Origin of the sequence: Vibrio sp. TRT 2004 (assembly GCF_050113735.1) — a bacterium.
Taxonomy (GTDB): domain Bacteria; phylum Pseudomonadota; class Gammaproteobacteria; order Enterobacterales; family Vibrionaceae; genus Vibrio.
Genome location: NZ_JBNJOH010000031.1, coordinates 1 through 10,534, shown reverse-complemented (window position 1 = coordinate 10,534; position 10,534 = coordinate 1). Strand labels below are relative to the sequence as shown.

Annotated in this window: 10 protein-coding genes and 3 tRNA genes; all 13 read left to right on the top strand. The window is 43.4% G+C overall.

Annotated elements, in window-relative coordinates; translation table 11 throughout:
• The first annotated feature begins 7 nt into the window (after positions 1-7).
• Positions 8-1,072, top strand: coding sequence for a toxic anion resistance protein (locus tag ACQEXR_RS13165; protein ID WP_427020496.1), 1,065 nt, complete (start codon positions 8-10; stop codon positions 1,070-1,072).
• A gap of 74 nt (positions 1,073-1,146) precedes the next feature.
• Complete coding sequence (locus ACQEXR_RS13160) at positions 1,147-1,626, top strand: CinA family protein (protein ID WP_427020495.1); 480 nt, start codon at positions 1,147-1,149, stop codon at positions 1,624-1,626.
• Positions 1,627-1,816: 190 nt separating this feature from the next.
• Entirely contained in the window at positions 1,817-2,863 is a 1,047-nt protein-coding gene (recA, locus tag ACQEXR_RS13155) for a recombinase RecA (RefSeq protein ID WP_331417758.1), read from the top strand.
• Positions 2,864-2,936: 73 nt separating this feature from the next.
• On the top strand, positions 2,937-3,395 hold the full coding sequence (gene recX / locus ACQEXR_RS13150; RefSeq protein WP_427020494.1) for a recombination regulator RecX: 459 nt from the start codon (positions 2,937-2,939) through the stop codon (positions 3,393-3,395).
• A 362-nt stretch (positions 3,396-3,757) separates the two neighbouring features.
• The gene (locus ACQEXR_RS13145; protein WP_427020493.1) at positions 3,758-4,276 is read left to right on the top strand and encodes an Hcp family type VI secretion system effector; all 519 of its coding nucleotides are present in this window, start codon (positions 3,758-3,760) and stop codon (positions 4,274-4,276) included.
• 3 nt (positions 4,277-4,279) lie between these two features.
• Positions 4,280-4,609: a hypothetical protein gene (locus tag ACQEXR_RS13140; RefSeq protein WP_331427272.1), complete on the top strand. Its 330-nt coding sequence runs from the start codon at positions 4,280-4,282 to the stop codon at positions 4,607-4,609.
• Complete coding sequence (locus ACQEXR_RS13135) at positions 4,575-5,087, top strand: hypothetical protein (RefSeq protein WP_426951936.1); 513 nt, start codon at positions 4,575-4,577, stop codon at positions 5,085-5,087. Before ACQEXR_RS13140 ends, ACQEXR_RS13135 begins: the two co-directional genes overlap by 35 nt.
• A 472-nt stretch (positions 5,088-5,559) precedes the next feature.
• Entirely contained in the window at positions 5,560-8,142 is a 2,583-nt protein-coding gene (gene alaS / locus ACQEXR_RS13130) for an alanine--tRNA ligase (RefSeq protein WP_426951935.1), read from the top strand.
• 196 nt (positions 8,143-8,338) lie between these two features.
• Positions 8,339-9,526 (top strand): aspartate kinase, encoded by a 1,188-nt coding sequence (locus ACQEXR_RS13125; RefSeq protein WP_427020492.1) that lies wholly within the window; start codon positions 8,339-8,341, stop codon positions 9,524-9,526.
• A gap of 92 nt (positions 9,527-9,618) precedes the next feature.
• Complete coding sequence (csrA, locus tag ACQEXR_RS13120; RefSeq protein ID WP_004415691.1) at positions 9,619-9,816, top strand: carbon storage regulator CsrA; 198 nt, start codon at positions 9,619-9,621, stop codon at positions 9,814-9,816.
• A gap of 183 nt (positions 9,817-9,999) precedes the next feature.
• Positions 10,000-10,092: transfer RNA gene (locus ACQEXR_RS13115), tRNA-Ser, on the top strand.
• A gap of 78 nt (positions 10,093-10,170) precedes the next feature.
• Positions 10,171-10,247 (top strand) — tRNA-Arg (locus ACQEXR_RS13110).
• A gap of 25 nt (positions 10,248-10,272) precedes the next feature.
• Positions 10,273-10,365, top strand: a tRNA-Ser gene (locus ACQEXR_RS13105).
• The last annotated feature ends 169 nt before the right edge of the window (positions 10,366-10,534 follow it).

The window sequence follows — 10,534 nt, the reverse complement described above, 5'->3', positions numbered from 1 at the left end:
AGCTCATATGAGTGAACTAGCTACAGCTCAGGCAGAGGGGATGGAAATAGAAACAACACCGGAGGTTGTTGCGATTGCTGATCGATTTGACCCCTTTGATAGCGTGGCAACAATTACGTTTGGCCGTGAATCCTTGGAGAAAATTACTGCGTTCTCGGATTCAATTTTAAATCAGGTTCGGGTTAGAGATAGCGGAGAGGCTGGCGACATTTTACAGGCAATGGTTTCTTCGATGGACAGTAGTGCGTTTGAGCAACTTGGCGAGCGCAGTTTTCTTTCACGGCTTCCTCTGATTGGAGAAATGTTTGACTCGTTCAAAAAGTTCTCTACCAGTTTTGACTCAGTAAAGAATCAGCTGGATAAATTGGCTGACCGTTTACAGGGGCAAGAAGTGAAATTGGCTCATGATATCAACCAGCTTGATGAGCTTTACCAACATAACTTGGAGTTACTTCATGGGCTAGAGCAATATATAGCGGCAGGTCGATATAAGTTAACTCAGCTTAATGAAGAGGTATTACCTAACCTGTTAGCTAAATCTGAACAGAGTGCAGATGCCTTGGATGCTCAGCGCTATCGTGATGCGACACAAGCCGTCGCAAGATTAGAAAAGCGAGTACATAACTTGGAACTGACACGACTGGCCGCTATTCAAACAGCACCTCAGATCCGCTTATCTCAAGAAGGGAATAAGATGCTGATGGAAGATATTCAAGATATCGTCCATAACACTTTCCCACTATGGAAACGCCAGTTCTTAATCGCGATTTCTAACTATGAGAAAGAAAAAGCTCTGCAAGTAACACGTGCAGTGAAAGACTATACCAACAAACAGTATGTGAGAAATGCTGAGAAGCTTAAGGTGCTAGAAGAGCAAATTGCTGAAAACTATCAGCGTGGTATTTTGGATTTAGAGTCATTACAAACCGTCAATAAACTCACCATAGAAACCTTGAGCAATACGCTTTCTAGAGTAAAAGAGGGAAGGGAGCAGCGTGAGAAGGCTCAACGTGTTATTGAGCAGGCAGAGCAAGAATTGAAATCTGCTCTACAACAATCACTCGAAAGCTAACTATAATGAGCCACACTAGTTAATCGCTGTTGAATTTTTTTCAACAGCTGTATCACCAGATCAGGAAATCGAACATGAATCTGAGTGCCGAATTAGGGGCTCTTTTAAAATCTCAGGGTTTAGTCATTACAACTGCGGAGTCATGCACTGGTGGAGCTGTCTCCGCGGCGATTACCGACATAGCCGGAAGTTCAGGTTGGTTTGACCGTGCTTTTATCACCTATAGTAACGAAGCCAAAATGGAGATGCTTGGGGTAAAGGAACAAACGCTTGAGTCCCATGGCGCTGTCAGTGAGCAGACGGTTGAAGAAATGGTAAAAGGTGCGTTGGCCAATTCGAATGCCAACATTGGCGTATCGATCAGTGGTATTGCTGGGCCAGGAGGGGCGACAGAAGGTAAGCCTGTCGGTACAGTCTGTATTGGCTGGGCAGACAAAAGTGGCTGGTTGAAAGTGGCGACCTATTACTTTGCTGGCAACCGTTCTCAAGTGCGTCAACAGGCTGTCGAAGTGGCTTTGAAAGTACTGTACGAACAGTTGAAAAGTGACAGCTAATGATTGATCGAGTAATTTAAAGTGATTAAAAATCAGATGGATATCATCAAATTTCAAAAAAAATCCCCATAGCTATGGACACTGTATGAATCAACAGTATAATGGCTTTCATTGATTGCTTAGCAAAAAAGCTGAGCGGAAGAATTTGATTGATATTCATCAGCATTAGATGAGTCATTTGGAGAAAGTGATGGACGAGAACAAACAGAAGGCGCTCGCCGCTGCGCTAGGTCAAATCGAAAAGCAATTCGGTAAAGGTTCGATTATGCGCCTTGGTGACAACCGTGCAATGGACGTAGAAACAATTTCTACCGGCTCACTTTCTTTAGATATCGCTCTTGGTGCTGGTGGTCTGCCTATGGGTCGTATCGTAGAAATCTACGGTCCGGAATCTTCTGGTAAAACAACACTAACTCTTGAGCTAATCGCTGCTGCACAACGTGAAGGTAAAACTTGTGCGTTTATTGATGCGGAGCATGCGCTCGATCCTGTATATGCGAAAAAACTCGGCGTAGATATCGATGCTCTACTTGTTTCTCAGCCTGATACGGGCGAACAAGCACTAGAAATCTGTGATGCGCTAGCGCGTTCAGGTGCTATCGACGTAATGGTAGTGGACTCGGTTGCAGCACTAACACCTAAAGCTGAAATTGAAGGCGAAATGGGTGACAGCCACATGGGTCTACAAGCACGTATGCTTTCTCAAGCAATGCGTAAGCTAACAGGTAACCTAAAGCAGTCTAACTGTATGTGTGTTTTCATCAACCAAATCCGCATGAAGATTGGTGTGATGTTTGGTAACCCTGAGACGACTACTGGCGGTAACGCACTTAAGTTCTACGCTTCTGTACGTCTTGATATTCGCCGTACTGGTTCAATCAAAGAAGGTGACGAAGTTGTCGGTAACGAAACTCGCATTAAAGTGGTTAAGAACAAGATTGCTGCACCATTTAAACAAGCTGAGACGCAAATTCTATACGGTCAAGGCTTCAACCGTGAAGGTGAGCTAATTGATCTAGGTGTGAAGCATAAGCTGATTGAAAAAGCGGGTGCTTGGTACAGCTACAATGGCGACAAGATTGGTCAAGGTAAGGCAAACGCAGGTAAATTCCTACGTGAAAACCCTCAAGCCGCGAAAGAAATTGATACTAAGCTACGTGAAATGCTGCTTTTACCGGCAGAAGAACAGCCTGTTGAAGCTGAATTAGGCCAGATGCCAGAGCAAGAAGAATTTTAATTCTGTTTAAGTGAAATCAAAGCCCTGCGAATGCGGGGCTTTGTTATATCTAGAATTTGAAAATAAGTAAGTTATGTTTCAAAGAAAACCACCCACATTATCGAGTAAAGAAGCGGCTATGCAGTTGCTAAGCCGCCGTGATCATGGTGAGTATGAGCTTTATCAAAAACTGAGCTTAAAAGGCTATGAGGATGAAGCGATTCAAGAGGCCATCAACTTTTGCCTCGATCACAATTATCTTGATGATTTGCGTTATGCCAAAAGTCAGATACGCCAGCATGTTTATAAAGGACATGGCGAAAGAAGGATTCGCCAAGAGTTAAATCAAAAGCGTGTCGCCGAGGCTACGATAGAAAAAGCGATGCAGCAAGAGCCTCAAGATTGGTTTGAATTGGCAAAAGGTGCAGCAGAGAAGAAATTTAAAGGGATTAAAGCCAAAGACGCAAAAGAGTACGCCAAACAAGTCCGATTCCTGCAATATCGTGGCTATAGTTTTGAACAAATTAGCTATGCTTTAAATCATGAGGCGTAAGAAATTTTTTCTAATTCGAGTTCCGGTAAGAATGCCTATCCATAATGTAGCCACTATTGTTCCAGACATACTGAGCCGCTTTTTCACGCGCAATAACACCGTCTCTGAGAATGAACGTTTAAGGCAACCAGACTGCTTTTTCTACTGCTTATTAAAGCCCTATAACTTCCGATAACCGACTGTCAGGTTGTGAGAGTGCTATTGCTCTCGAGGGCTCCCCGTTCCTACAGAATAAAGAGCAAAACAGCTTGCTTGATGTAGGAATGCTCCTGAATGCACTGTATCGAATTGACAACATCGTAGCCTACATTTAACCATACGCTTTAAAGGGGAATTGGCCATATTTAGCAAAGGAGTGATGTATGCCGCAACCATGCTATTTAAAGATTATTGGCAAGAACCAAGGTTTCATTACCCACAAAGTAGGTACAGCTGACTCTATCGGGGATAGTTTTGTTGAGAATCATCTCGACGAAATTATGGTTCAAAGTGTCAAACACGTTGTTATAACTCCGACAGATATCCAAAGTGGGAAACCTAACAGTAAACGTATTCACGGTGCACTTAAAGTTACATGCGAAATAAACAGTGCTCTGCCATTACTTTATAATGCACTTTGTCAAGGTGAAACATTAGAAACCGTATCTCTTGATTGGTATCGAATGTCCGTAATAGGTAGGCAAGAAAAGTTCTTCAATACAACTCTTACCAATGCTCGATTAAGTAAAATTCAGTTGTTTTTACCTGATTCTAGGGAAACCAAAGCGAAAAGAATTCATCAGCTAGTCAATCTATTCTTTAATTATCGAAAAATAGAGTGGACGCATTTGGTGGCAAACACACATGGTTTAGACGATTGGCGAAAACCTGTAGAGGGTTAGATTATGATAAACATTACTGAATGTGAGATAGACTCAGATCGCTTATCCGTCGAAGGAGTAGACACTTTACAGCAGATAATCGATAAAATAGATAATGCAAACCTACTTACAAAAGTCATGGGTGTTATTCCTTTTATAGATATATTTCTGAAAGGGAAACCTCACGAAAAGCTTACGAATATAGCGGCATACGACTGGAAAGAGTTTTCTAGAGTGATGCGGTCTATCCACGCGGTTGAACGCAAAGTAATAGCTAAGTTAGCGTTTGATCAAGCTTTAGAAAGCACAGGAAAAGAACATGAATTTTGGAAGTGCGTTTACAACGCTATGTAGTCTAACGTTTATTTTAATTTGTCCACTAGTTCATGCGACAGTGGAGGTTGAACAGCAAATAATTTCAACTGAATCCAAAAATGCCTACAAGATTTTTTTGCAAAAAGTGGATGAATGTTCTGATAAAAAAACTCGAAATATAAATCCATACCCAATTAGCTCTTGGCTAATATCACTACCAAGAAAAAAACAGATATCTACGCTTTCATATCTACATCACTTGGCACAATATAATTGTTCAGCAAAAGAGCAAGCTATCTTAGTTGATTCATTACAAAGAAATAATGAAAAGAAAGTGATTTCAATAATGACAGAAAAAGGTTGGTTAGACGCTCCAGTTTTGAAATATGAAGCTGAGTTCACAGAGAGTGATAAGAGGTCACTACAAATATTAATTGATAAAAACTACCTCCCATTTAACGGGGTTGAGCTTGATTCAATAATTAGAAAGCTAAGACCTGAAATTGATGAAAAATGAAATGTACTAACTCCCCTGATTAAATCAACACCTCATAGATAGGCTTATGTAGCACTACTCATGAAAGCGAGCTGTGTCTGTAGCTCGTTTCTCATACGTGTTTAATTGTTCAGATATGTTTTACTGTATTCACTTAATAATCAACCGCTGGTTTCATCTCAGACCAGCCCATTACATGTGTTTGTACTATAGATGCGTTAGCCGTGTTATTCGGCTAAAGAAACGACTAAAGACACAAAAAAGTACGCTAAGTAAGTCCGATACCTGCAATTCGTGGTTATAGTTTTGAATAAATTAGCAATGCTCTTAACTCAAACGATGAGGACAAATCACGAACTAACACCTTAATCTGCGGATTTGTCGCGATTTATCGAATCAGGAGCCTCTTTTCTGCGAGAAAACTAGTCGTAGCGTGAACCATGATCTACAATAGCGCAAAAATTTCACTCGACTATTTTTCAGGAAGAGCTGCATGTACATGAGCACTGATGAGGTTCGTAACGCGTTCCTTAAGTTCTTTGAAAGCAAAGGACACCAAATCGTAGACAGTTCATCGTTGGTTCCACATAACGATCCAACCCTGCTATTCACAAACGCAGGTATGAACCAATTCAAAGATTGCTTCTTAGGCGCAGAAAAGCGTGCCTACACACGAGCAACTACGGCTCAGCGTTGTGTACGTGCGGGTGGTAAACACAACGACCTTGAAAATGTGGGTTTTACAGCTCGTCACCATACTTTCTTTGAAATGCTAGGTAACTTCAGCTTTGGTGATTACTTCAAAGAAGATGCGATTGCGTTTGCATGGGAATTCCTCACTGAGACATTAAAACTGCCTACTGATCGTCTACTGGTAACGGTTTACGAAACAGATGACGAAGCATTCGAAATTTGGAACAAGAAAGTAGGTGTTCCCGCTGATCGTATTATCCGTATCGGCGATAAAGAAGGCGGTAAGCAGTACGAGTCTGACAACTTCTGGACTATGGGTGACACAGGTCCTTGTGGTCCATGTACTGAAATTTTCTACGATCATGGTGAGCACATCTGGGGTGGCCGTCCAGGTACACCTGAAGAAGATGGTGACCGTTTCATCGAGATCTGGAACAACGTATTTATGCAGTTCAACCGTCATGCTGACGGCACGATGGAGCCGCTACCAAAACCTTCGGTAGACACGGGCATGGGTATCGAGCGTATCTCTGCAATCATGCAAGGCGTCCACTCAAACTACGAAATCGACGTATTCCAAAAACTAATCAAAGCAGCCGCTGAAACCATCGGTTATGAAGATTTGTCTAACCAGTCTCTACGCGTGATTGCTGACCATATCCGTTCTTGTTCATTCTTGATCGTTGATGGTGTCATGCCTTCGAATGAAGGGCGTGGTTATGTCTTGCGTCGTATCATCCGTCGTGCAGTTCGTCACGGTAACAAACTTGGTGCGAAAGGCGTATTCTTCCACAAACTGGTAGGTGTTCTTGCTGAAGTCATGGGCAGTGCTGGTGAAGAGTTGAAGAAACAACAAGCGGTTGTGGAAAAAGTTCTACGTATCGAAGAAGAGAACTTCGGTCGCACGCTAGAGCGTGGTATGGCGATTCTGAATGAAGCGTTAGATAACCTAGAAGGCAAAGTGCTAGACGGTGAAACCGTATTCAAACTTTACGATACTTACGGTTTCCCTGCTGACCTGACAAACGACGTTGCACGTGAGCGTGATTTCGCTATCGATGAAGAAGGCTTCGAGAAAGCGATGGAAGAGCAGCGTCAGCGTGCTCGCGAAGCCGGTCAGTTCGGTACAGACTACAACGCAACCATCAAAACGGAAGCAGAAACAGAGTTTTGTGGCTACGCTGGTACTCAAGGTGAAAGCACTGTAGTAGAAATTTTTGTTGAAGGCGAAGCGGCTGATACTTTGTCTGCGGGTGACAAAGCCATCATCGTTCTTGGTGAGACTCCGTTCTATGCTGAATCAGGTGGTCAATGTGGTGATGCTGGTCTTGTGAAGACGGAATCGGGTCTATTCAAAGTTGAAGACACACAAAAACTCGGTAATGCGATTGCTCATCATGGGGTCATGGCTGAAGGCGTCCTAGCTAAGGGTGACCAAGTTGAAGCGGTTGTCGATGCAGAGCGTCGTGCAGCGATCTCACTAAACCACTCGGCAACGCACTTACTGCATGCAGCACTAAGACAAGTTCTTGGCGAGCACGTAACGCAGAAAGGTTCTCTCGTTAAGCCTGAAAACCTACGTTTTGACTTCTCTCATCTTGAAGGGGTAACAGCGGCTGAACTTAAAGAAGTTGAGCGTCTAGTCAATGCGCAAGTTCGTCGCAACCACGTTATCGAAACCAATGTCATGGACATCGAATCTGCGAAGCAGAAAGGTGCGATGGCACTCTTCGGCGAGAAGTACGATGATGAAGTTCGCGTGCTATCGATGGGCGAGTTCTCTACTGAGCTCTGTGGTGGTATCCACGCATCAAACACCGGTGATATCGGTCTATTCAAGATCATTTCAGAAGGTGGTATCGCAGCAGGTATTCGTCGAATTGAAGCGGTAACCGGTGAAGCAGCACTTGACGCAATTGAAGCACAACAAGCTAAGTATGAAGAGAAACTGGCTGAATCTGCTTCTAAAGCGAAAACGCTAGAGAAGGAAATCCAGAAGCTGAAAGACAAGATGGCTGCAGCAGAAAGTGCAAACATCATGGGTAAAGCTCAGGAAATTAATGGCGTTAAAGTACTGATTGCTGCAATGGAAGGTGCTGATAGCAAGAACCTACGTACTATGGTTGATGACATCAAAAACCAAATGGGTAGTGGTGTTGTGATGCTTGCAAACATCAGTGATGGCAAGGTTGGTCTAATTGCGGGCGTAACTAAAGATCTGATCGGCAAAGTGAAAGCCGGAGACCTTGTTAAGATGGTTGCAGAACAAGTTGGTGGTAAAGGCGGTGGTCGTCCAGATATGGCTCAAGCGGGTGGTACTGACGTGTCTGCGCTACCAAAAGCGATCGAAAGTGTTCAGCCTTGGCTAGAAGAACGCCTATAGACATCGAATATTAAATGATAACGCTCAATCAGTTCTTTGATTGAGCGTATTTTTTTTGAGCTAACCAAGTGGTTTAATTAGTCGTCTAAAAGACGGTTAAATAGGCCGCTTGGTTTTTGTTATAACTACTGCAAACAATATTCAACATATTGAATGTGGTCCGAATGAGACTTTGGTCTTGGGAAGGTGAAGACTGGTGAAAAAGCCCCTTATCGTGCAAAAGTTTGGTGGAACATCTGTAGGTTCCGTAGAAAGAATTCATACAGTAGCCAAACACATCATTAAGGCGAAAAATGATGGTAATCAAGTTGTCGTAGTTGTCTCTGCGATGTCTGGTGAAACAAACAGACTAATGGATTTGGCTAAACAAGTAGACAGTGTACCTACTGCTCGAGAACTTGATGTTTTGCTCTCTGCTGGTGAACAAGTGTCCATGGCACTACTGGCAATGACTTTAAATAAATTAGGTCATTCTGCTCGTTCACTTACCGGAGCACAAGCGAACATTGTGACGGACAATCAACACAATGACGCGACGATTAAACATATTGACACTAGCGCGATAGATGAACTGTTAGCGCAAGACCAAATTGTCATAGTGGCAGGTTTTCAAGGTATCAATGAAAATGGGGATATCACCACCCTGGGAAGGGGCGGTTCTGATACCAGTGCTGTTACTCTCGCAGGTGCGTTGAGTGCAGATGAGTGCCAGATATTTACCGATGTTGATGGTATTTACACTTGCGATCCTAGAGTCGTTTCTTCGGCGAAGAAACTGGATGTCATTGATTTTCCTTCGATGGAAGAGATGGCTCGTAAAGGCGCAAAAGTGCTTCATTTACCATCGGTTCAATACGCTTGGCGTAACAGTGTACCATTGCGAGTGCTGTCGACGTTTGACACTAACAACGGCAGCTTAGTCAAAGGGGAGCAGTGTTTGGCCTCGGTATGTGGCGTCGCTATTCAACGTGATATGTGTCTGATCAAGATTGAGAAAGATGCGCTTTGCGGTTTAAAAACACAGTGCCAGATGATAGGTGTGACGATTTGGAATGTGATCGAGCAAGCAGAATGGGTAGGTGTAGTGATAAAACACGATGCTTATGCAAAACTGGAACTGGTTTTCAACGACAAAATCCGTAATAGTGAATCGGTAAGCTTGTTGACCGCAGTAGGCCTTCATGTCGAAGGACTGGTTGAAAGGTCATACGCTTTGCTCTCAGAACAGGGGATCGATATTGAGCATTATGCGGTAAACCCACAATCGCTGATGCTAGTGTTGCAACCCGAATGTGTCGACAAAGCGGCGAACATACTGCATGATGCTTACATTACGTCTTCACAGGCACTCGATTGCCAACAAAAACATGCCTTTTTAGGTTAGATTCGAACCACAATAGAGTTTACGAAAATATCACTTTTGTTGGATAATAGCTTTGTAGCAAGATAAATCAGAGATTACTCAAGGAGCACAGAATGCTAATTTTAACTCGCCGCGTTGGCGAAACTCTAATGATCGGTGATGAAGTCACAGTAACTGTACTGGGTGTTAAAGGTAACCAAGTACGTATCGGCGTAAATGCACCGAAAGAAGTGTCTGTTCACCGTGAAGAAATCTACATGCGCATTCAGGCAGAAAAAGGTAATGGTAACGTTGCATCTGGCAACTACTAATTACACAAATAGGCTGACGATTTGTCAGCCTTTTTTGTAATGTGAAGGCACCTATTTACAGTAAAAAGAGCGAATTAGCACCGCTTTGATTAAATAGCCAACGGTTGGATGTTTTTTTGCTAATTTTGCCAAGAAAGTGTTTGACATATTTTTGGTAAATCGTAATATGTGCCTCCGCAAGACGGTGAGGTGGCCGAGAGGCTGAAGGCGCTCCCCTGCTAAGGGAGTATACGGTTTGTAGCCGTATCGAGGGTTCGAATCCCTCCTTCACCGCCATTCTTGCTTCTTCTTTCTAAGAAGAATTGTTCTTCGGAACAGCTTTAAAACAAACTTTCTTTAGCAAGAAAGCATAGCGCGTCCTTAGCTCAGCTGGATAGAGTACCTGGCTACGAACCAGGCGGTCGGAGGTTCGAATCCTCCAGGACGCGCCATAATTTCCTTACCAGGGAATAAAACGGTGAGGTGGCCGAGAGGCTGAAGGCGCTCCCCTGCTAAGGGAGTATACGGTTTGTAGCCGTATCGAGGGTTCGAATCCCTCCCTCACCGCCATTAATTGGCTTATGGCCAATTTTTTTGTTTTAAAGCCCTGTTGTTTCAAAGAATCAGTGTGATATACTTCACAACTCTCGTTTTTCGAGAACACTGCGCGTCCTTAGCTCAGCTGGATAGAGTACCTGGCTACGAACCAGGCGGTCGGAGGTTCGAATCCTCCAGGACG